This is a genomic window from Epilithonimonas tenax DSM 16811 (genome assembly GCF_000428485.1).
In the GTDB taxonomy this organism is placed as follows: domain Bacteria; phylum Bacteroidota; class Bacteroidia; order Flavobacteriales; family Weeksellaceae; genus Epilithonimonas; species Epilithonimonas tenax.
In genome coordinates, this window is record NZ_AUAA01000004.1 from 51,096 (window position 1) to 74,125 (window position 23,030).

Genomic DNA, 23,030 nt, shown 5'->3' on the forward strand with positions numbered 1-23,030 from the left:
AAAGTTTTTTATTAATTATTCCAATAGGCTCATTTTGACATCAGCCCAGTTTTCGCCTGTTTTTATTCTATAAATTTGCATATCAGACACGCCAAATCTCTTGGCTAATTTCGACATTGGTTCGCCTTTTTCCAATTTTCGTTTGATGAGAACCACTTCATTTCGTGTGAGTTTTGCAACAATGTTGGGATCTCTTTTCGGTTTGTTGATCGTGTATCGGATGTAATTGGGACTCTTTTGACTTCTTTCTATGACCTCTTGTTGGGTTGCCCAGCTAAGATTTTGTACACGGTTGTCCTTTTTGTCGTAGTTTTTGTGGATAACAAATTTTTTGTTTTCCGGATCATCATTGGGAATAAACAATTCTGCAACTGCTTTATGTGCCAAAAGATGAATGTGAATAGCTCTGGTCTTCTTTTCTTCTTTACGCTTTTTGGACAGTTGGTTTAAGTTCTTTTTTATTGTTTTTTCGATCTTGGCAATTTCCTTTTGGATTTTGATAAGATCTTTTTTGGGAGTGGTTTTGCGTCTCGCTATTTTTTTGAGGTTTTTGTTTTCCTCACGTAATAGTTTGATGTTGTCTTCTTGTCGTTCAAAAATTGACTGAGTTTCTTCGCTTATCGGTTTGTATTGGGTAAAACTGATAATGGGATAGCCGTCCCTCAGACTTCCATTGATAATGTTGCCTTCCGGATTACTTTTTGTACAAGATTTAACTTCGCCGAAATTGGAAAACAGCAGTTGATAATCATCATCAAAACCTTTTCCGAATTTGTAAACTTTCCAATCTTCAAGAGTCCTCATTTTTTTTATGCAGTTTTAATTAGGTATAAAATAATGTTGATTCTATGTATTTATTGAGTAGTTATTAGAATTTTTTGATATTCAGTATCTGCAAAGTTACTCATTTTTAAATTAATTGGAAATTGAATTTCTTGTCATACCAATAGTAATGCATTTTGAGGCATATTTTAATTAATAAATTTATCAAATATGTTTAATATCATTGTTTAACAATTTTGTCAAATAAAAACTTTGGTCTAAATTTGCACAAAATTGTTTAACAAAAATGTCAAAACAAGAAAAGAAAGACCAAACGCAGGAATTGATCAAAGAAACTACGAAGAATCTATTCTTTGTTCAGGGAAAGTTTGATGCCACAACGCAGGAGATTGCAGATGAAGCAGGCGTCAACAGGACGCTTATCAATTATTATTTCAGATCCAGAGATAATCTGGTACAGATCGTATTTGATGAGGCGCATAAAGTGGAGAAGGAAAAATCGGAAATCGTGATGAGATCTGATCTTTCATTCAAAGACAAGATTACTCATTTCATAGATGGCAGTTTATCCACAAGTTTGCAATATCCGTATCTGGAAACTTACATCGTTTCTCAAATCATTAGAGGAAATTGTCACAAAAAAGATGTTGAAGAGGAGGATCTAAAATTATTTTTAAAAGACATCAAAAGAGAAATGGAATTAGGCACCATCGAAGAGATGGAACCGATCCAGTTCATATTCAATATGGTTTCTCTGCTTATATTTCCGAGTGCAGTGAGGCCGCTTTTTATGGAGAATATGATGCTTGATGATAAAGAGTTCGACAGACTAATTGCAGACAGAAAAGAAATTATCCTAAAAATGCTTTTTAAGAATTAATTAAGAATAATTAAAAAATGTTAAAGTATTTATAAAATTGGATCGTCATCAATGATTGGAGGACGTGTGAGAAAGTAAAAAAATAAAAGAAGTAATTAAATTATGAATAGAAAACTTATAATTGCACAAAAGCTAAAAATCAGTATAGCTGCAGTATGTATGATTTTCGGCTCTTCATCTGTTTTTGCACAACAGCAGGTGTCTTTGCAGGAAGCCATTAAACAGGCTTTGCAAAATAAAGCAGAAGCTAAAAAAGCGGCGCTTGAAGTCAAAAGAGCAGAACTGAAAATAACTGAAGCCAAAGCCGCAGCGTTACCACAGATCAGTGCCACTGCTGGTTTAACTTATAACCCGATCATTCAGGAGTCGTTGCTTAAATTTGGTGGACAAAGTACAAGAGCACAATTGGGACAACCGTGGGTTTCTAGTGCAACTGTCACTTTGAATCAGGCTATTTTTGACCAAAGGGTTTTTATAGGTCTTAAAGCGGCAAAATCTACCAGAGAGTTTTATGTGCTGAATGCTCAGCTTTCCAATGAGCAGATTATCGAAAATGTTGCAACAGCCTATTATCAGGTTTTTGTACAAGAAGAAAATCTTAAAACTTTAAACGTAAGTTACGCCAATACTGAGAAAGTAAGAAATGTAATCAAAAGTTTGGTGGACAATGGATTAGCGAAAGGAATTGATCTTGATAGAACTAATGTACAGTTAACCAACATTAGCGCCAGCAGACAACAATTGGTAAATGCAGTGGAGCTTTCCAAAAACTCTTTGAAGTTTTATATGGGTGTTCCGATTGATCAACCAATTGAGCTCGAAGAAAAATCCATCGAGCCAAGACCAGAATTGATCGCCGGAAATGTAAATCTGGACGAGAGAACAGATATTAAGGTTTTGAATAAAAACAGAGAACTTCTTCAGTATAATCTAAAAGCAACCGAGGCTTACTTGTATCCAACCGTAGGATTGCAGGCAAACTACGGCTGGGGAGGACAAGGTTCGAAATTTCCTTTGACTAATGGACTGAAAAATGATGTTCTTTGGAGCGACTATTCAGCGATCGGTTTAAATGTTAATATTCCAATCTTTACTGGTGGTGCTACAAAATCTAAGATCCAACAGGCAGAAATTGATATCCAGTCTTTAGATCAGGATATTCAGGCAACTCAGCTGAGTTTGAGTTTGGATTATAAAAATGCCATCACCAATATGGAAAACTCTATTATCAATATCGAAAGTATGAAAGGTAATGTGGAGCTGGCCGAAAAAGTACAGAAAAATACACAGTCAAACTACCAATATGGTTTGGCAACTTTGACAGAAGTGCTGGATTCTGAAAATGCGCTTACAGATGCAAAACAGAATTACACAACCTCACTATTAGATTACAAACAGGCCGAAATTAAATTTATCAAAGCTAAAGGCGAACTTAATACATTACAAAATCCATAAAAACTATGAAAAAGACTTTAATATATATCATTGTTGCAGCTGTACTTATCGGTTTGGGTGCATACAAAATAGCCAGTAACAAGAAGGAGCAGGAGCAGCAGGTAAAAGAAGTGGCAAAACAGGTTGATAAAATCAATGTGAATGTTGTAACTGTTTCCAGATCAGATGTGGATACGGATTATTCTGCAAACGGAACTTTTATCCCGAAGCAGGAAACCAACCAATCCGCTGATATTGCTGGCCGCGTGGTAAGCGTCTTCGTAAAAGAAGGTTCCAGAGTATCTGCGGGACAGGTTTTGGCTACGATCAAAAGAGATGCGATAGAAGTAGATGTGACCCAGGCTCAAAACAATTTGCAGAATGCTATCATCGATAACCAGCGTTACGAGAATGCCTTCAAAACAGGAGGTGTTACAAAACAACAGTTGGATAACTCCAGATTGCAGCTTAAAAATGCGCAGTCTTCATTAAGAGCGCAAGGCGTACGAGTGAATGATACCAGTGTCCGTGCAGGAATTAGCGGAACAATCAACAAAAAAATGGTAGAACCGGGTGCGGTGGTTACCACAGGAACAGCATTGTTCGAAATCGTCAATATCAATACACTGAAATTATCTGTTTTGGTGGACGAAAGTCAGGTTGGAAGAATCCAAATTGGACAGACTGTAAACATCAATGTGAATGCTTTATCTGAAGAACCAATTGCTGGTAGAATCAGCTTCATCGCTCCAAAAAGTGATGCTTCTCTTAACTTCCCGGTTGAGATAGAAGTTCAAAACAAAGGCAATTTAAAAGCGGGTATGTATGCAACGGCTGTTTTCAAGACCAATCACGGTGCTGAAACTCAGAATATGTTGACTGTGCCTGCAGAAGCTTTCGTAAACGGCGTTAGTTCAGGACAATTGTTCATCGTTCAGGACGGAAAAGCTAAAATGACCAATGTGAAAACAGGAAAAGTTTATGGTAACAAAGTTCAGATCATCAGCGGTCTAAACGGTGGTGAGCAAGTCATCACCAGCGGCCAGATCAATCTGGAGAATGGTTCTAAAATCAATATTGTAAAGTAGAAAGATGAAGTTAGCAGAAATATCCATTAAAAGACCATCACTGGTTATCGTACTGTTTACGATACTGACGCTGGGTGGTCTCTTGAGTTACTCTATGATGGGGTACGAATTGATTCCGAAGTTTGAAACCAATATGGTGACGATTTCTACAGTGTATCCTGGAGCTTCGCCGAGTGAGGTAGAAACTTCTGTGACCAGAAAGATTGAAGATGCCGTAGGTTCTCTGGAAAACGTGAAAAAAGTAGAATCATCTTCTTACGAGAGTCTTTCCGTAATAATGGTTCAGCTGAATACAGGCGCTGATGTCAATTATGCCCTGAATGATGCGCAGAGAAAAGTAAACGCCATCCTTTCCGAACTTCCGGATGATGCAGATGCGCCTTCCCTTAACAAGTTCTCATTGGACGATCTGCCAATCATTACGATGAGTATCTCAAGTGATAAGCTTAATAATAAAGAGCTTTATGACTTATTAGATAAAAAAATTGAACCGATATTTTCCCGTGTAAACGGTGTGGCTCAGGTTGATATGGTTGGCGGACAGGAGAGACAGATTCAGGTAAGTATTGATGATAAAAAACTGCAGGGTTATGGTCTTTCTATCGGAGATGTGCAGCAGGCGATTTTGTCTTCAAACCTTGATTTTCCAACAGGAAGTTTGAAATCGAGAACAACTAAGTCTACGATCAGATTATCTGGAAAATATAAGTCTATTGAGGAGATGAGCAATCTTATTATTTCTAATAAAAATGGTGCTCAGATAAGACTTTCGGATGTTGCAACAGTATTTGATGCTCAGGAAGATGTAGAGAAAATAGCGAGATTCAACCAGAATGCTACGATCCTGATGCAGGTGAAGAAACAGTCTGATGCCAATGCGGTTTCGGTTTCTGAAAGTATCAAAACAACTGTGGATCAGGTCATGAAAAATTACGCTGTACAAGGTGTGAAAGTAAAAATCGTGGATGACAGTACAGACTTCACCTTAGAGTCGGCCAATCACGTGATTTTCGATTTGGTATTAGCGATTATTTTGGTAGCCATTGTAATGTTGCTTTTCCTTCATAATATCAGAAATGCATTCATCGTCATGGTTTCTATTCCAATCTCATTGATTGCGACATTCATTGGAATGTACCTGATGGGATATACATTGAATCTGATGAGTTTACTGGGACTTTCACTGGTTGTAGGGATCCTTGTGGATGATGCAATTGTGGTTTTAGAAAACGTTTACCGCCATATGGAGATGGGTAAAAGCAGAATCCGTGCAGCTTATGACGGTGCTTCGGAAATTGGATTTACAGTAACAGCGATTACGATGGTAATTGTCGTGGTATTCTTACCAATTGCGATGAGTTCCGGTTTGGTGGCAGATATCCTGGCGCAGTTCTGCGTCACGGTAGTTATTGCAACCTTATTCTCTTTATTGGCTTCATTTACGATTATTCCTTGGTTGTCTTCAAGATTCGGAAAGTTGGTTCATTTGACGGGTAAAAATCCTTTTGAAAAATTCATTCTTTGGTTTGAAAAGCAATTGGACAAATTCACGCACTGGATTTCAGGAATTCTTGAATGGGCACTTAAATCAGGTTTCAGAAGAATAATGACTGTTGTTGTTACCTTTTTAATATTAATAGCTTCTTGTATGCTTGTCGTTTTCGGATTCATTGGTGGGGAATTCTTCCCTAAGATGGACCGTGGACAGTTTCTGGTTCAAATTGAATTATCAAAAGATGCAACCGTTGAAAAAACCAATCAAGTCACTTTAGCAGTAGAAAAATACCTCAGAGATAACAAAGATGTAGTAGATCTGATTACAACAGTTGGCCAGCAATCGTCCGGAATGGGTGCTTCACAGGCAACTGTGTATCAAGCAGAAGTTCAGGTCAATCTTGTTGATAAATCTGAAAGAGCAGAAAGTACAGATATCCTTGCTGCGAAATTCAAGAGAGATCTTGAGGAAAAATTCACCGGTGTTGAGTTCAAAACGGCGCCAATCGGATTGATGGGAGCAGATAATGCACCAATCGAAATGGTGGTAACCGCTGCGGATAACGAAACCGCAAACAAAGAAGCCAACAGAATCTTAGAATTATTGAAAAAAGTTCCGGGTTCTGTAGATGCAGAATTGTCCACCGACACAGGAAGCCCTGAGGTAAGAGTGAATATCGACAGAGATAAAATGGCAGCTTTGGGTCTTAATCTTTCAAGTGTAGGACAGGCGATGCAGACTGCATTCAATGGAAATACAGACGGGAAATACAGAGCGGGAGAGTATGAATATGATATCAATATCCGTTTTGCAGACAATAATAGAAAATCGATTGATGATGTAAGAAACCTGATGTTTACAAATGCTTCCGGAGAACAGATCAGACTGAGTCAGTTCGCCAATGTAGATATGAGTTCGGGTCCGAGTTTGCTGCAACGTAGAGACAAATCGCCTTCTGTAAAAGTGCTTTCCAAGGTGGTAGGTCGTCCGGTAGGAGACGTTGCCAATGAATGGTCAGCCATGTTTATGGAAAATGAGAAAACAAAACCAGCTGGGGTCACCTACATTTGGAGCGGTGATATGGAAAACCAGACAGAAGGTTTCGGTACCTTAGGTATCGCTTTATTAGCGGCTATTGTATTGGTTTATCTGGTAATGGTTTCATTGTATGACTCGTTTGTGTATCCATTCGTAGTACTGTTCTCCATTCCATTGGCATTGATTGGAGTAATGGTGATTCTTGCTTTGACAGGAAACTCACTTAATATCTTTACGATGTTGGGGATGATTATGTTGATTGGTCTGGTAGCCAAGAACGCGATTATGATTGTCGATTTTGCCAATATGAGAAAAGCAGCAGGTGCAAGTACGCACGATGCCTTGATCCAGGCCAACCACGCACGTCTTCGTCCGATCCTGATGACGACTATTGCCATGATCTTCGGGATGCTACCAATTGCGTTGGCAAAAGGAGCGGGAGCCGAGATGAACAACGGATTGGCTTGGGTAGTAATCGGTGGTTTGACATCATCATTGTTCCTGACCTTGATTATCGTGCCAGTTGTTTATTCACTATTTGATTCCTTACTCAGAAGAATGGGCAAAGGTGAACCAATAGATTACGAGGCTGAGATGGTCGCCGATTATGACCACAAAGAGCTAAGTGAAGATGGCTATACGCCAAAACACGTAGATTAATATAACAACCTTAATTAACCTAAAAGCGCATCAATTCTATTGGTGCGCTTTTTTTAGTTTCATTAGCATCATAAAAACAAAAAAAAGACTTCCAGAAAAAATTCTGAAAGCCTTTAATATATTTTAAAACAAGAAATTAATCTGCCATTACTTCACCAGACTTTCTGAAAATAAAATTTCCATAGATATGTCTTCTTGCAAAACGGCTAGGAGAATCAGCATTCACCATTTTGATATACGTATTTCTTGGAACTCCAATGTATTCAAACATTTTTCCGTTCAGGTGCTGAACTTTCAAAATCGATTTTTCAAGATAAAAATCCTGAATATTAGATTTTGTAATCGTCTCCGTATATTCTTCTTTGTATTTTTCTTGTGTTTCCGGATTGATGCTTACCAAAAAGTGATAGGCTTCAATCACAGATTTGCTTTTTTCTTCTGCTGCCAGTTTCCCTTCTTCGTCATTCACAAATTTATCAGGATGCGTATCCTTCATTGTATTCCTATAAATGGTTTTAAGATCTTTTAGGGTTGCTGTCTTATCAACGCCAAGAAGTTTTCTGTGTTCACCGATTCTTTTCATAAGTAGATTTTTATTGATTTAGTAAGGCCGTATTCAATCCCTGTTTTCGGGGTGCAAAATTAGGCTTTTAAATTTAAAAAATCATAACTTATTCAGTATTAATTTATTTGAAACTTTATGATAACTTTTGACCTTTGTTTTTGATGTCTTATAGAGGAAAATATGTTTATTTTGTATTGCGATTTTGAGATTGTCGATATAGAAAAAATAATTCTAAAATTTTATGGACTTGTAAAAGTAGTAGGATTATTGTTTTTGTTATCACCTTTTTTTATGTTTGAAATATTATGTTAAAAAGAAAATCCTATCTTTGGATCATAATTTATATCTTATGAAAAATATTTTTTATACCACGATATTGGTTCTCTCATTGGCATCTTGTACCAGCAGAGTAGGGAACGCTTCAAAAGTGGGAAAATCCCAAGCGCCGGTTACTGGCACACAATGGGTTTTGGCAGACGATATGACAAACAAGCCCACCTTATTGATAGAACAAAACAGAATCTCCGGAAATGCAGGCTGCAACAACTATTTTTCCGATGCCATGATCGATACTTCTGCGGGTAATTTTTCTGCAAAAAACATTGGTTCTACAAGAAAAATGTGCAACAATATGACAGCTGAGACCAGCTACATCAGTGTGCTTCAGGAAGTGAACAAGTATGTCGTGACAGAAAACACCTTGGAACTGTACAAAGACAATCTTTTACTGCTGAAGTTCAACAAGCAACAGTAATTAATAAAATTAAACGATTGTCCGCAATCCGTCATCATTGAAATCCCTATAATTCTTCGCTAAGTTTACGCCTTTGTGAGCCTTAAAACGGTTGGTAGTTTAAAAAAAAACTGGGTGAACCTCGTGTTAAAAATCGGCATTAGCACTAATAACGGACCATCACAAAATTCAAACATAAAAAAAGGAACTCAAATCTGAGTTCCTTTTCTATTATTCTTCGTCTTCTTCCTCGTCGTCGTATTTTGCAAGTTCTTCATCACACCATTTGAAGGCTTCTTCGACAACTTTCGTAGCCTCGTTTGCTACAGTTTCTTCGTCATCTCCTTCCAAGTCATCCAACCATTCTACATCCTCTTCTTCTACGTTAAGGATAAAACGCGGATACTCTGTGTGAACTACAAAAAGATCTTCTGGAAATTCAGAATTGTCGGCTAATAAAAACTTAGGTAATTTCATAATATAAAATTTTAAAATAAATCAGAGCAATCGTGACTGTCACTCTATGGTTCAAAGATAGAAAAATTCCCCAAATTAATTATTGATAATTATTTTTTTTGATAGTCATTTTGCTTTCCACTTTATACCTCGTGAGAACCCTCTGCTGCAAAGTGTCTTTTGCTTGCGAAGTCACATCAATTTTCGGGTTTACCGTGCTGATTAATTCCACCGTTTGGATGTCATCGCTGCTGTTCTCTTTTATATAAAAATTTGATCGTCTCATGGGATATTTGTTCTTTTTCAAGAAATGCGGTGATCTTTTGTCTGTTTTCTAGATAGTTACCCTTTGATAACCAGCTGAATGCAAATCCCGTGACAAGACTCAGAAATGCGATAGAATAAGTCAAACTCTCAAAGATCTGAAATAATTTCCGAAAAAAAACAATCCATAATCCAATAGAAAACGGCGCTAGTAATCTGTAATCCAGTGGATTGACTGAGTAAACATACTGGATAGAATAAGAACAAATAATGCCAATTAGGGATGTTGTCAGAATTAATTTTTCTGTCTCAGAAAGCTTGGTTTTAATGAAAAGAAAAGCCATAGCTATGATGGTCAACACACCAACTCCGTAGATGCCGTAATTGATTATGCCGCCGTTTGGATCTGCAATGTGAACAAATGGGTCAAATGTCGTTGCCAAGCCTTTGAATAGTTCTACCAAAAGAAGTGAGGTTGGTTTCAAACCTATTTCTAGGAAAGTATTGATACAATCTTTGTTAAAATAATCAATAAAGAAGATTTTGTACAAACCGTAATAGCCGATGCCCGCAATGCCCGAGATAATAAAGCTTTTCCAAAAAATTTTTCCTGAAACAGATCATCCCAAACACCAAACATCCGACACAAAGAAACAACGCGCTATAACGGATATTGATCAAAATTATTAATACCAGGCTGAGAAAAAAATCCCTTTTACAACAGATATTTCATTTCTTATAATCTGAGAAGCCATATAGAAAAGTAAAATGATAAATGGCAGTGCAAGACCCTCACTCATCGTATAGGAAAAGACACTCACATAACTGAAAAGTGCCGAGGAAATCAGTACTTCCTTATAGAAAAATTTTTTTTGCTAAGTAAAGAGGACTATAAAAGTGTATGCCAGAATCCCGACAAGCTTACTGCTCCAAAAATCATCAATACCAAACATTGTAAAAAATTTGATAAACAACGGATATCCAAGAGGCGCACTCGTATTGTCAATCATCGGAAAAATCTCGGATTGACGCAGCTATCTGATAGAATCCGGACTTGTACGGCCTTTCTCATTCAGGAGAAATCTCAGAATGATCATCGCATAGGTAACGATGATCAAAAAAAACTGAGTAATTTTCTCGCAGCTTGGATTTAGTTTGATGGAGATCATTCTTTATAAAGTTTTTTTTTCTCTGCCATATAATAAATGTAGTCTTTGTCCATATAAGTTGAGAATTCACTCGTCAAATGATCGAAATAAGTTTTCGGGAAAACCATTTTCTTTTTGATGGTTGGCATCTTGATCAGTTTTACTCTTTTATTATCAAAGTAATTCCATTCGCCGATGTAAGTATCTGTAAGAAGATTCACGCTGGATTCTCCGCTGCCATCGTTGTTTGCAGGCCCTAATTCATAACGTTCCATCCCTATCAAACGCATTTTTCCAGTTTCTTTTTCGTATCGAAATTGATAGGAATTTCCTGACCTCATTTGATTCATTTTCACCTTGAATCCGTTTTTAGTCTTATCAAAAAATATTTCCCCGGAATCTTCAAAATGATCCGAAACTACTTTTTTGAATTTCTGCGAAGACAGTTCATAAACCGCCGCTCCGCTTTTTTGATCAAGATAAACCTTGTCAAGATGATGATCACCGTCGAAATCTGCAGAAAGAATTTTCTCCTGTGCGCAGATCAAACTTGGAAATAACAGAAGGAAGAGGAACTTTTCTGCGAACATCTTACTTTATTTCAAAAACATTTTCGACACTTTTTCTGCCTTTTTCGTTTCAGAATAATCGTAGAAACCTTCACCGGATTTCACCCCTTTTTTACCAGCCATGACCATATTGACCAATAGCGGATTCGGTGCATATTTGGGGTTTTTGAAACCGTCGTACATCACATTCAGGATCGCTAGGCAAACATCCAGACCTATAAAATCTGCCAACTGCAAAGGTCCCATGGGATGCGCCATTCCCAGCTTCATCACGGTATCGATTTCTTCCACGCCTGCAACGCCATTGTAAAGCGTTTCAATCGCTTCGTTGATCATTGGCATCAAAATTCTGTTGGCCACAAATCCAGGGTAATCGTTCACTTCGGTCGGAACTTTTCCTAAAGTTTTACTCAATTCAAAAATCTCATTAAATGTTTCTTTCGAAGTTGAATAACCTTTGATAATTTCCACCAGTTTCATCATCGGAACCGGATTCATAAAGTGCATTCCGATGACTTTTTCCGGACGTTTTGTTGCAGCAGCAATTTGAGTAATTGAGATTGATGAGGTATTAGTTGCAAGAATACAATTGGCTGGAGAAAGTTCATCCATCTGCGCAAATATTCTTAGTTTAAGATCTAAGTTTTCTGTTGCTGCTTCTACTATTAAGTCAGCTTTTGGAGCTGCATCTTTCAGATCTGTAAATGTTGTAATGTTTCCAAGGGTAGTTGTCTTTTCTTCCTCAGTCAGGTTTCCTTTGGCGATGATTCTGTCCAGATTAGTAGTGATGGTTTTTAAAGCTTTATCAAGATTTTCTTGTTTCACATCCACCAAACTCACTTGGCATCCACTTTGAGCAAAAGTATGGGCAATCCCATTTCCCATGGTTCCTGCACCTATTACAACAATGTTTTTCATATTTTAATTGTTTTATCAATTACAAACCTTTCGGTTTTCGAAATTTATTTTAGTCAATATTCTGAAAGTCTATTATCTCTTAGTCTTTTTGAAGATAATAAAGATATTCTGTCGTTCCCGAAGCTTTATGATTTCTATTCTCTTCTTTATCCGCACGGAAACGTTGATACTCGGTTGTAAATATATCATATTTCCCGAATTTTGAAAGTATATTTCTAATTTCACTTTCAGCCATCAGTCCTTCATTGTTATAACTGAGTAAAATATGCTGGAATTTTGCATTTTTGATGAGATCTTCGAAGCTTTTTGCAACTTCAACTTTGCTGCAATATTTTGATTTTTGATAATCCCTAAGTCCCGTTTTTCCTTTCGGAGAAAAGTGGTCGTATTTCGCAATCGTATTCAGAAGATGATAATTGGCGCCGTATTGCCGGGCATTGTAAGGCGGATCGAGATACAGAATATCGCCTTCGATTTTCTGGATTAAGGAGTTGCTATCTTCATTATAGACCTCGTGTGCGTTTTCGGTCAATTCAAAAAGTGCAGGAACTATTTCCAGTTTTTTCTGAGCAGATTTTTTGATTTGTTTCAGGAATGCGCCGTAAACAGAAGCTGTATTTGCAATTTTATCAGCAGCTTCCAAAAGTGAACAAAGAAGGAGATAATATTGATCTTCGTTGATTTTTTTAGCGATTTTCCAGTCTTCAATTTTCTGTCGAATCGCATCTATTTTCTTTCCGTTTTCTTCAGAGAAATAAAGCCTTTCTGATCTCCCGTTTTCCGAATATTCTTCGGAGATAAAACCAGATTTTCCATCAATCGAATTAAGTTCTTCAATCAGATTTTCGTAGTCAAACCTCTGATGATTTCCGATGTAATTTCGGTTGAGAGCGTAGCTGTAAAATTCAAAATCATTGCTGATCACTTTCCTGGTTTCCGCTTTGAAGTTTCGTCCGACAATTCCGGTTCCTGCAAAGAGATCGCAAAATATTTTGTTAGATAAATCTTTGTCAACAACGTCGTAAACTGTTTGCCTGATAAAATCCGAAAGTTTGTTTTTGGAACCGATGTAATTCATTTAATACGATAAACTTCTACTTATTTAAAATATATTCAGTAATCTTTCTCGCAGATTTTATTGATTTTGCAGATTTTTTAATCTGCTTAATCTGCTTAATCTGCCTGATCAGCGAGAATTTTAATTTTTAATCCAAATTACATCAGACAAAATCTCGTGAGATTCCAAATGTAAGGAAACTAAATTGGCTCTGGAAAAATTGCCAAGATAATCTGTAATTTTTTCTTTGATTAAAGTGAGTTCGGTTTTCAATTTCCAATGGTCACCATTTTGCCCATCATAGAAAATAATGAATAAACGGTTGGCGTGGTGTTTCCTTCCTTGCTGACTTTGGTTGTTGTAAAGCCATTCTATCAATTCTTTTTTGTGCTGAAGCGCATAGTCAAAACTCTTCCCAAACTGCCTCGGAAAAACACTGCTCTTGTGATCAAACGGAATTCCGGAAATATAAAAATCCACCGTCTTAGAAAACTGATTTTCCTCTTTTTTAACTAATTGATTTGATGCGAAAATAGCCTCAACAGCCTTTGCAGACCAGAAATTCAGCCAACGGTTAAAAGCGTAATTCCTCAAACCTTCCTCAAAATCTTGACATTGATTTTCCAGACCTTCAAAATCCCGAGTGTGATAAATGAATTTCGTCTTGAAATCCCAATCATCAGACTGCTTTCTTCCCCAATTGTAAGGAAAATCACGGCGTTTTTTGAGTTCTGATTCTAAGGATTTGAGAGTCATTTGAAATGTAATTAGAGCTCCAGAATTTGTCTTTTTCCAATTTTTTTCTGGTGGGATACAGCTTCTAAATCATCTATATAAGTTATTATAATTGAGCCTTCTGCAGATTTTTTATACACTTCATTGTAAGCTAATTGTGTTTTTTTTAAACCTTCTTTTAACTTTATTTTTTCATTTGAAGAAAAATTTCTCATATCAATAATAATAGAATATTCGCCTTCTTCTCCAAGGCAACAAATATTATAAACAAAAATGTTTTTGATTTTGTGTTGGGTTTTGAAATTTTTCAGAAAACTAACTAATTTTTCTTCAGAAGGAGTTCCGCAACATTTGCTTGAGAAATAAATGTCCGCAAACTCATTTTTTTCTTGACCAAACATCATGTAAGAAAATAGAATTGAAAATAATATAATAGTTTTCATTATGGTCAGGATTTAATTTTAATCAATTATCAACTACTTCTGAATCAACCTCATAATCTCCAACGCCACTTTCAGCGCCTCCGTTCCATCTTCCAAAGAAACCTGAACTGGCAGATTATTTTCTATTGCATCAGCAAAACTTTCCAGTTCATCCAGGATGGCGTTATTCGGCTGGATATCAGGATATTCAAAAAGGATTTGGTTTTTCTCGCCTTCTGCATTTTCTATGATCATATCAAAATCAGACGGATTTTCCGGCGCCGGTTTCATACGGATAACTTCGGATTTTTTTTCTAGGAAATCTACAGAAACATAAGCATCCTGCTGGAAAAATCTAGATTTTCGCATGGCTTTCATTGATATTCTGGAAGTCGTCAGATTCGCCACACAACCATTTTCAAATTCAATTCTGGCGTTGCAAATATCCGGGGTTTTGCTCACGACAGAAACACCACTTGCGTGAATCAACTTCACCTTCGACTTCACCAAACTCAATAAAATATCCAAATCGTGAATCATCAAATCCAAAACCACAGAAACATCCGTCCCTCGCGGATTGAATTCCGCTAGTCTGTGAATCTCGATAAACATTGGGTTTTTAATATAATCTTTCGCACCAATGAAAGCGGGATTGTATCGTTCCACGTGCCCCACTTGCGCTTTGATCCCGAATTCGTTGCATTTTTTAAGAATTTCTTCCGCTTGTTCCAGCGTTTGCGTCACCGGTTTTTCAATGAAAAAATGAATGCTTTTTTCAATCGCTTTTATGGCGTAATCGTAATGGTAAAGCGTGGGTGTCACAATATCCAACATTTCGATTTCGTTTAGAAGTTCCTCTAAATTTTCAAAATATTGATAACCGAATTCCGCTTCCAGTTTTCGGCCGTTTTCTGCGTCTTTATCGTGGAAACCAACGAGTTCGTACTTCTCAGATTGATTCAACAATCGCAAATGGATTTTCCCCAAATGTCCCGCGCCCACAAGTCCGGCTTTTATCATAGCTTAATTTTCTTAAAGACGTAAATTTAAGAATTATCACCAACCAACATAAAAAAAGGCCGAGAATTTTTAAAATTTCTGAATCTTATCATTTTGAATAATTGAGAATTTTACTGGCAAACTGTTTTAAAATAGGCCAAAGCGTCAACTTAACTAGGTTACATCAACTCTTCGCAACCGATTACCAATGGTGAAGAATCATAATTGACTTCAATGGTTGCAGATGAGACGATTTTTTTTTTTTTTTTTTGAAAGATAATTCAATCATAATCTTTTTTAAAATGTCAGTTTTACATATATGAATGTTATGCTTGTGTTTTATTTCAAAATATTTATTTATAGATGAATTTATTACTTGATTTGTCGTTTTTCGCTTAAGTAATATTATTTATTTTTGTGATTATTTATTTAATTTATACCAGTTTAAACTTTAGAGGCAAGCATTTTTTGACCCAAATATTTAATTGTGAAAAGAGTGTAAGATCACTGGCGCGGTAGAATTAAAATTTATAAAAACACAAATACATATGAAAAAAAATTATCTTTCCATTGCAATATTTGCATTTGGATTATCCTTCGGACAAGTTGGCGTCAATACCGCCAATCCTAAGACTACATTGGATGTCAGTGCTAAAAGAGATGCTTCTGGAAGTATTTCTGATAATACACAGTATATAGGATTACAGTCTCCTCGCCTTACAAGAGCAGAGCTTACCAGTAATACAGCGTCATACGGTACAGATCAGACTGCTGCACTGGTTTACGTGACAGATGTTGCCGGTGGAGATACAAATATCCCAAGAACATTCGTTGATTCTCCTGGTTATTATTATTTTGATGGTGTTCTTTGGCAGAAGTTTACGGGAGGATCTTCCTCGGGTAGCGGAACAGAACCTTGGAGACTACGAGCTACAGATACAGAAGCAACGATTAATACCCAAGATATTTATCAAAAAGGAAATGTAGCGATAGGAACCAAACAAGGTATCGGGGCTTTCCATATTGATGCGGCAAAAGATAATTCCCCAACTGCCATTCCCACGGCAACACAGGTTTTGGATGATTTGATTGTAAGCCCAAAAGGAAGAATAGGAATTGGCTATTCGCCTTCTGATACTGTAATTGGTACTTTCCAGTTTGACGATAAAATGACTTTGCAGGCCAACACAGATCTGGATATTAATTACAGTCTTGCAACCGCCAGCAATGCGCAGGCTATTGTGCATAGGAACATCATTTCTGGAGGAACAATTGGAGCAAGAACAGCAAGGCCAAACGGATCTTCTATTACAGCATTTGAAGGACATACCACTACTTCCAGTAATAATTATGGCTTAACTTCTGCAGTTACTCAGCAGCGGGCGGGAATTGTTTTAAGAACAGGAAAGTATACTTCCGTAGGAGGCGAAATATGGTTAGGGACTTCAGGAGCCAATAGTGATGGTAGCGCAGCATCATCTGCCGGCAGCAGCTACCGTGCTGTTATGGATGAAAGAGGAAACTGGTCATTGGGAGCGGATCCAAATGGTGATGTGTTTTACAGAAATCCTACCCAGAGATTAGACCTGATATTAGGCGGGGTCCGTATTGATGCTTTAGGATACGGTACACTCGCGGCTTGGCAAACTTTGCAGTCGGCTCAGCGTCCAAATTACATCAGTACTGATCCTAATGACAGAGTCGTTGTCGTAGATGCAAATGGTGTTCTGAAAACTATTGACAGATCTATATTACTAGCGAAACATTCAGCAAACAAAAAAGACGCTGAGTCCAATATTCCTATGATAAAGATGGCGTCAGATATTACACCTGCCATTGTCAGGGCGTGTCCTGTTTACGAAAAAGAATCAATAGCGCAGAATGATAAGTCATTGCCTGAGGGTAGTTTGTACAGAATCAAAGGAAGCGGTGTATTAATGGTTAAATATTAATAATTTTAAATTAAAAAAATCTAAATCATATCAAAAAAGACTCAACACCAGTCACTGTGTGGGTCTTTTTTTATGCTTTAGATTTGGCGTTCTATTCGTCTTTCAATGCTCATCTTTTTTGCAGGCAATTTCAGCTGGAACAATAACGGAATACTACGCCAGAAAGGATGTCTTCGTAAGTTGGTTTGCCGGTTTCAGTGTAATGCAAGATTTTGTCATAGTACAGCGTCTTGCTCCTTAAGTAATCGCAATAAGTATCTAATGAATAGGGATGGTGCTTTTAATCGCCGATTGTTTGTAATTTTACGACTTTCCCCTTCTTAGAACTTTCCTGCGCTGCTTCAATCACCGTCATGGTGTGAAACGCCTGTTTCGCTGTCACGGGAACTTTCTTATCGTGTACAATTGCATGATATAGTGCATCACAAAAGTTGAGATAATTCCCCTGGAAAGTAGGGAAGCGGACAACTCTATCATTGTAAACCAAAAGTCCGGTTTTCTCTTCCGGTTCGGTTCCCCAATTTTCACGATTCGGAACTTTCCCCAATTTCAATTCGTCTTCTTGGATGTCGCCTCTCTGTTTTAGAAAACTGCCTTTCTTGCCGTGAAAAACATACGCTGGCGTTGATTCTTTTACGAAAAAGCTGGCTTTCAATCTCACGCGTTTATCGGAATAATAAAGCAGAATGTCAAAGTAATCATCAATCTGCGTAGTCGCTCTCGTTCTTCTGATGTCAGCAAAAACTTTCTCAGGATAACCAAACAAAGTCAAAGCCTGGTCGATAATATGCGAACCCAGATCCATCAAAATACTGGCGCCGGGATTTCCGTTTTCTTTCCACGCTTTCGGGCTCAATTCAGGATTGTATCTTTCGAAACGGATTTCGGCTTCCACGATGTCGCCAAGATAATCCTCTTCCAAAACCTTTTTCACGGTCTTAAAATCGCTGTCATACCGTCGGTTTTGGTAAACGCAGAGTTTTAGCTTTTTTTCTTTAGCTAATTTATGTAGTTCTTCAGCTTCTTGAGAAGTTGTGGTGAACGCTTTTTCTACCAAAACATTTTTTCCTGCTTCCAACGCTTTCTTGGTGAACTCAAAATGGGTGTCGATGGGCGTATTCACCACGATGAGTTCCGCATCACTTTGCAAAACAGCTTCCAAAGAATCGAAGCTTCGGACTTCCGGATAATCTTGCTGGATTAATTTCTTACTTCGCTCGTAAGCGCCCAATAATTCATAACCTTCGTGAACTTCAAAAAACGGGGCGTGAAATAATTTTCCGGAACCGCCGTAAGCCAACAAAGCTGTTTTTATTTTTCTCATAAAATTTAAGTCGTTTTTCTATTACGCAAAGTCGCAATAAATTTAGTTAAATGAAAACATAAAAGTCGCAAAAACAAAATTGAACTATTTTTCTTTGCGACTTAAAAAAGGTTATTATTAAAAACGTAGTGCCTTTGCGATAAAACTAAGCAACAAAAATTATCCCATAATATGAAAACCACCATCCACGTGACGGATTTCCCCTGTAATTCTGGTCTCTTTTCTGAAAAGATGAACGATCTCGTGCGCCAAATCTTCCGGCAATGCATTCCCCAATGGACTGATTCTGTCTGCGCGTTCCACATCTTCTACTTTTAAAGTCGCATTTCCCGCTTTGCTTCCCATATAAGGCGAAAATCTGATGGCATTGGCGCGGATTCCGTATTCTTTTCCCAATTCGTAAGCCATTTCAATCGTCAGCCTCTCCAGCGCCGCTTTTGCAATACTCATATTGATGTAAGGAAAAAAAGATACTTTTTCCGCCGCAATATAACTCAACGAAACAATTGATGAACCTCTTTGCAAAACGCCATTTGAAAGCAAAGCGTGACACAACGAAATCAATGAAAACGCCGAAACATTCATGGTATCATTGAATTCCTCTGCCGTCACTTCCAGCATTGGTTTCACAGATTTGTTTCGGATGGTTTTGTCCATCGCAATCGCGTGAAGAAATCCATTCAACTGAATATCTTTATTTTTTAAATCCTCGGCTAGGAATTTTAAACTGTCAGGAAGCGTCACATCCAAAGGAGCGGTGTAAACATCGTTTCCTAATACTTTTTTACAAGCCGCTTCAAAATCTTCATAGTTTTTATTAAGAAATCCTGCTGCTTTTTCGGAAAGATTGTTGTGAAAAGGCGTCACTCCCAAACCGGTGCAAACGACTTTTCCGTTGTTTTCTAATATTTTCTCAGCGGTTTTCATCGCTAAAGAATTCTCATCTGCAATTCCTGTAATGAGGAAAGTTTGATTTTCTAACATAGTTTTTTTAGACTAAGAGATTATAGATTTATAGATTTGAAACACGTTGATATGAAAGATTTAATCATTCATCAATCATCATTGATCAATTATGCCTTGTAAAGCGCAGTTCCCCAGGTCCAACCCGAACCAACGGCTGCAAAAAGCAGGATGTTCCCTGGTTTTACACGTCCGCTTTTGTAGGTTTCATCCAAGACAATCGGGATGGTTCCGCCGGATGTGTTGGCGTATTTGTCCATATTCGTCATCACTTTTTCAAAAGGAATATTGGTTTTTCTGGCCGTTTCCTGAAGGATTCTGATGCTTGGCTGATGCGGTATTACCCAATCGACATTATCAGAAGTCATTTTGTTGGCTTCCAATATTTCGTCGATTGTTTCTGGTAAAACTCTTGTGGCAGTTTCATAAACTTCCTTTCCGTTCATCTGGAAATAATGAAGTTTCTGTTTCAAAGTCTCTTCTGAGGCTGGTATTTCTGAACCACCAGCCGGGATGTTGAAATGGTATTTCCCTGTTCCGTCTGCGTGCAATTTAAAATCAAAAAAACCTTTGTCTTCTGTTGTAGCAGACAAGAGGATTGCGCCAGCACCATCTCCGAAAAATACAGAGTCTTTTCTTTCCCAATCGGTTATCGTAGAAAATGTGTCAGCTCCTATGACCAAAACATTTTTGTACATTCCTGTCTCTATGAACTGGCAACCAATGGTAATTCCGTAAAGTCCGCCGGAACAAACTGCCGAAATGTCAAATGCAACGGCTTGCGGCGCGTTCATTTTTTCCTGAACGAAACAAGCCGTAGATGGCGCTTGACGGTCAGGCGTTGAAGTGGCGACAATAATTAAGTCGATATTTTCTGGTTTTACATCCGTGTTTTCCAACGCTTTGAGTCCGGCTTTGTAGGCCAAATCGCTGGTCACTTCGCCCTCGGCAATTCTTCTTTCTCTGATTCCGAGGTTTTTAAAGATCCATTCGTCGGACGAACCAACTTTTTCGAAAAAATCATTTTTTAAAATTTTTGGAGGAACGTAAGATCCAGTTCCTTTAATGTAAGCTCTTATTGTCTGCATAACATCCATTCGTTCATTCAATTAATTAAAAGTTTATTTAAATATTTGGTAAAAAAACAATCAAATTTATAAAGTTTATTCTGATTGGGGTGCATGTTTTTAATAAATATTGAAAATTATGATTCTTGTTTGGATTTTAAATTTATCCTTCGGAAATTGCAGTCTATATTAATTTCTGATAAACCACAAAAGGAACAAAAGCGTTTACTGCATGATTTGATTTGTATCTTTAATCATCATTTGAGATCAAAATGTAAAAAAAGTTGATCAAAGTATTTGTATTTTTTTTCTTTGGGAACAGCGAAAATGATGACTTCCCAATGTCACTTTTTTTTGTGGTTGAAAATTTAAATTTAGAATGAGAGATACTTACGTTCACAAAGGGAAAAGAAAACAATTAATGGATTATCTTCATCAGAAGATTGGAATCACTGACGGCTTTGTTTTGTCTGCGATGAACGAGGTTCCAAGGCATCTTTTCATAGAAAGTGTTTTCGAGGATTATGCTTATGAAGACCGCGCTTTCCCGATTGCGGCAAAGCAGACCATCTCTCATCCTTCAACTGTTGCAGAGCAAAGCGAATTGCTGGAAGTCCAAGAAGGCGAAAAAATCCTGGAAATAGGAACGGGTTGCGGTTATCAGACTGCAGTTCTCATCAAAATGAACGCATTGGTTTATACCGTTGAACGCCAAAAAGATCTCTTTGATTTTTCCCATAAGATTTTCAAAGAATTGGATCTGCGGCCGAAGTTCCAGAGTTTTGGCGACGGATTTGCGGGTTTGCCGACGTTTGCGCCTTTCGACAAAGTGTTAGTGACTTGTGGTGCAGAAGTGCTTCCCACCGAATTATTGAAACAATTGAAAGTCGGAGGAAAAATGGTCATTCCGCTCGGAAAAACCGATGAACAGATTCTTTACCGATTTACAAAGATTTCGGATACTCAGTTTGAGAAGGAGGAATTTGGGGTTTACAAATTTGTCCCGATGTTGCAAAATAAATCACACTGATGAAAGTTTATAAAAGCAGGAGAGACTGGATCTATGCTTCTATGTTTTTAGGAATCACTTTGCTTCTTGCTATCATTCTGGTTTCGTCTTATTTTGACAGCGACTTTCGGAATTGGATGTTGATGGTTTTTATTTTAGTTGGAATCGATTTGATCATATTAATCAACTTTTTCTTTATTAAGACTAAAATCAAAGATGAAGAACTGATTGTTAGCGTCGTCTATAATGTGTTCAAGATCAATATTTTCAAAATTACAAAAGTCAGAATTGGCGAGACAATGTGGAGCGGTTTTCATAAATGTGGAACTGCGACAGGCGGACTGATTGTCTTTTCTAAAAATAGAAATGACCTTTATATCACACCGGAAAATCAAGATGAATTTTTGGAGGAATTGTTGAAAATCAATCGTCATATTATCATTGAAGATGTGAGGAAATAGTTATCGCTTGAAATTTGTTGGAAACTGACAATTAAAAAACAAACGTTAAACCTTGCGAAGCTGCAGCCCGACTTGAGCGGAAATCCTTTTTTGTGGCTGGAAAAGCAAGGGCAAAAAGATTGGGAGCGGAAGGCGGAAAAGCTGCCCAAATAAAATAGAATTAATAATCATTTATCAAATATCATTCATCATTTATGAACACACGAGAGGAAAAAATGGAGGCCTTTGGGAGGCTTCTGGACATTATGGATGATTTGCGGGAAAAATGCCCGTGGGACAGGAAGCAGACTTTGGAAAGTTTGCGTCATCTGACGCTTGAGGAAACGTACGAATTGTCTGATGCGATCCTGAAAGACGATCTTCAGGAAATCAAAAAGGAAATTGGTGATGTCCTGCTGCATTTGGTTTTCTATGCGAAAATAGGATCTGAAAAAGAGAGTTTTGATATGGCTGATGTCATCAATTCTTTGAATGAAAAATTGATTTTCCGTCATCCACATATTTATGGCGATGCTGTGGCTGAAGATGAAGAAACGGTGAAGCAAAACTGGGAAAAACTGAAGCTGAAGGAAGGGAATAAGTCGGTTCTGGAAGGTGTTCCGAAGAGTTTGCCGCCCATTATCAAAGCTTACAGAATTCAGGATAAAGTGAAAGGAATTGGTTTTGAATTTGATTCTGCAGACGATGCCTGGGCAAAAGTGGAAGAGGAGCTGGAGGAATTTCACGCGGAAACGGAGGCTGACAAAAAAGAGCAGGAGTTGGGCGATGTGTTTTTTTCTTTGATTAATTATGCTAGGATTTCTGGTTTGAATGCGGACACTGCTTTGGAGAGAACGAACTCGAAATTCATTTCCAGATTCCAAAAAATGGAGGAGATTGCGAGGTCAAGACATTTGATTTTGTCAGCGCTTAATTTAGAAAAAATGGATGCGCTTTGGGAAGAGGCCAAGACTTTTGAAAAATAAATCATTAAGATGTATTTAATTTGTATATTTGGTTCATTAACATTT

The 23,030-nt window shown here is 37.5% G+C and carries 23 protein-coding genes; 9 read left to right on the forward strand and 14 right to left on the reverse strand.

All coding sequences use genetic code 11. The features are described 5' to 3' along the window. Nucleotides 1-15: 15 nt before the first annotated feature. Nucleotides 16-804, reverse strand: a complete 789-nt coding sequence (locus F564_RS19815) for a helix-turn-helix domain-containing protein (RefSeq protein ID WP_051259548.1) — start codon at nt 802-804, stop codon at nt 16-18. Nucleotides 805-1,069: 265 nt separating this feature from the next. Between F564_RS19815 and F564_RS0102995 the strand changes: the two genes are divergently transcribed. From F564_RS0102995 to F564_RS0103010, 4 genes are all read left to right on the forward strand, one after another. After that, nucleotides 1,070-1,663, forward strand: coding sequence for a TetR/AcrR family transcriptional regulator (locus F564_RS0102995; RefSeq protein WP_028121304.1), 594 nt, complete (start codon nt 1,070-1,072; stop codon nt 1,661-1,663). A 102-nt stretch (nt 1,664-1,765) separates the two neighbouring features. Beyond that, nucleotides 1,766-3,118, forward strand: coding sequence for a TolC family protein (locus F564_RS0103000; RefSeq protein ID WP_084406763.1), 1,353 nt, complete (start codon nt 1,766-1,768; stop codon nt 3,116-3,118). A 5-nt stretch (nt 3,119-3,123) separates the two neighbouring features. Then, on the forward strand, nt 3,124-4,185 hold the full coding sequence (locus tag F564_RS0103005) for an efflux RND transporter periplasmic adaptor subunit (RefSeq protein WP_028121306.1): 1,062 nt from the start codon (nt 3,124-3,126) through the stop codon (nt 4,183-4,185). A 4-nt stretch (nt 4,186-4,189) separates the two neighbouring features. Next, nucleotides 4,190-7,378: an efflux RND transporter permease subunit gene (locus F564_RS0103010; protein WP_028121307.1), complete on the forward strand. Its 3,189-nt coding sequence runs from the start codon at nt 4,190-4,192 to the stop codon at nt 7,376-7,378. A gap of 136 nt (nt 7,379-7,514) precedes the next feature. Here the strand turns inward: F564_RS0103010 and F564_RS0103015 are convergent, their stop codons facing one another. After that, entirely contained in the window at nt 7,515-7,961 is a 447-nt protein-coding gene (locus tag F564_RS0103015) for a KTSC domain-containing protein (RefSeq protein ID WP_028121308.1), read from the reverse strand. A gap of 331 nt (nt 7,962-8,292) precedes the next feature. Between F564_RS0103015 and F564_RS0103025 the strand changes: the two genes are divergently transcribed. Further along, nucleotides 8,293-8,697, forward strand: a complete 405-nt coding sequence (locus tag F564_RS0103025) for an META domain-containing protein (protein WP_028121309.1) — start codon at nt 8,293-8,295, stop codon at nt 8,695-8,697. A 210-nt stretch (nt 8,698-8,907) separates the two neighbouring features. Here the strand turns inward: F564_RS0103025 and F564_RS0103030 are convergent, their stop codons facing one another. The 9 genes from F564_RS0103030 to F564_RS0103085 form a co-directional block, all read right to left on the reverse strand. Next, nucleotides 8,908-9,153, reverse strand: a complete 246-nt coding sequence (locus F564_RS0103030; protein WP_028121310.1) for a hypothetical protein — start codon at nt 9,151-9,153, stop codon at nt 8,908-8,910. A 221-nt stretch (nt 9,154-9,374) separates the two neighbouring features. Next, nucleotides 9,375-9,947, reverse strand: a complete 573-nt coding sequence (locus tag F564_RS0103035) for a hypothetical protein (protein WP_028121311.1) — start codon at nt 9,945-9,947, stop codon at nt 9,375-9,377. A gap of 483 nt (nt 9,948-10,430) precedes the next feature. Then, complete coding sequence (locus tag F564_RS21080; RefSeq protein ID WP_262493657.1) at nt 10,431-10,565, reverse strand: hypothetical protein; 135 nt, start codon at nt 10,563-10,565, stop codon at nt 10,431-10,433. Further along, complete coding sequence (locus tag F564_RS0103060; RefSeq protein ID WP_028121312.1) at nt 10,562-11,134, reverse strand: hypothetical protein; 573 nt, start codon at nt 11,132-11,134, stop codon at nt 10,562-10,564. The genes F564_RS21080 and F564_RS0103060 overlap by 4 nt, the downstream gene beginning before the upstream one ends. A 6-nt stretch (nt 11,135-11,140) precedes the next feature. Then, complete coding sequence (locus F564_RS0103065) at nt 11,141-12,031, reverse strand: 3-hydroxybutyryl-CoA dehydrogenase (RefSeq protein ID WP_028121313.1); 891 nt, start codon at nt 12,029-12,031, stop codon at nt 11,141-11,143. Nucleotides 12,032-12,110: 79 nt separating this feature from the next. After that, nucleotides 12,111-13,109 (reverse strand): DNA adenine methylase, encoded by a 999-nt coding sequence (locus tag F564_RS0103070; RefSeq protein ID WP_028121314.1) that lies wholly within the window; start codon nt 13,107-13,109, stop codon nt 12,111-12,113. A gap of 120 nt (nt 13,110-13,229) precedes the next feature. Continuing rightward, complete coding sequence (locus F564_RS0103075) at nt 13,230-13,844, reverse strand: hypothetical protein (RefSeq protein ID WP_034980587.1); 615 nt, start codon at nt 13,842-13,844, stop codon at nt 13,230-13,232. An 11-nt stretch (nt 13,845-13,855) separates the two neighbouring features. Continuing rightward, nucleotides 13,856-14,266, reverse strand: coding sequence for a hypothetical protein (locus tag F564_RS0103080; RefSeq protein ID WP_154656796.1), 411 nt, complete (start codon nt 14,264-14,266; stop codon nt 13,856-13,858). 33 nt (nt 14,267-14,299) lie between these two features. After that, on the reverse strand, nt 14,300-15,265 hold the full coding sequence (locus F564_RS0103085) for a Gfo/Idh/MocA family protein (protein WP_028121317.1): 966 nt from the start codon (nt 15,263-15,265) through the stop codon (nt 14,300-14,302). 527 nt (nt 15,266-15,792) lie between these two features. On the opposite strand from F564_RS0103085, the gene F564_RS0103090 reads away from it, so the two are divergent. Beyond that, nucleotides 15,793-17,196: a hypothetical protein gene (locus F564_RS0103090; RefSeq protein WP_028121318.1), complete on the forward strand. Its 1,404-nt coding sequence runs from the start codon at nt 15,793-15,795 to the stop codon at nt 17,194-17,196. Between the two features lie 280 nt (nt 17,197-17,476). Here the strand turns inward: F564_RS0103090 and F564_RS0103095 are convergent, their stop codons facing one another. The 3 genes from F564_RS0103095 to F564_RS0103105 form a co-directional block, all read right to left on the reverse strand. Continuing rightward, the gene (locus tag F564_RS0103095) at nt 17,477-18,520 is read right to left on the reverse strand and encodes a Gfo/Idh/MocA family oxidoreductase (protein WP_028121319.1); all 1,044 of its coding nucleotides are present in this window, start codon (nt 18,518-18,520) and stop codon (nt 17,477-17,479) included. A gap of 159 nt (nt 18,521-18,679) precedes the next feature. Continuing rightward, nucleotides 18,680-19,504, reverse strand: a complete 825-nt coding sequence (locus F564_RS0103100) for an SDR family oxidoreductase (protein ID WP_028121320.1) — start codon at nt 19,502-19,504, stop codon at nt 18,680-18,682. Between the two features lie 89 nt (nt 19,505-19,593). Then, nucleotides 19,594-20,571 (reverse strand): 3-oxoacyl-ACP synthase III family protein, encoded by a 978-nt coding sequence (locus tag F564_RS0103105; RefSeq protein ID WP_028121321.1) that lies wholly within the window; start codon nt 20,569-20,571, stop codon nt 19,594-19,596. Between the two features lie 358 nt (nt 20,572-20,929). Between F564_RS0103105 and F564_RS0103115 the strand changes: the two genes are divergently transcribed. From F564_RS0103115 to mazG, 3 genes are all read left to right on the forward strand, one after another. Then, the gene (locus F564_RS0103115; RefSeq protein WP_028121322.1) at nt 20,930-21,580 is read left to right on the forward strand and encodes a protein-L-isoaspartate(D-aspartate) O-methyltransferase; all 651 of its coding nucleotides are present in this window, start codon (nt 20,930-20,932) and stop codon (nt 21,578-21,580) included. After that, nucleotides 21,580-22,020: a PH domain-containing protein gene (locus tag F564_RS0103120; protein WP_028121323.1), complete on the forward strand. Its 441-nt coding sequence runs from the start codon at nt 21,580-21,582 to the stop codon at nt 22,018-22,020. Before F564_RS0103115 ends, F564_RS0103120 begins: the two co-directional genes overlap by 1 nt. Before the next feature lie 194 nt (nt 22,021-22,214). Further along, a complete protein-coding gene (gene mazG, locus F564_RS0103125; protein ID WP_028121324.1) occupies nt 22,215-22,985 on the forward strand; it encodes a nucleoside triphosphate pyrophosphohydrolase in 771 nt (256 codons plus the stop codon). The last annotated feature ends 45 nt before the right edge of the window (nt 22,986-23,030 follow it).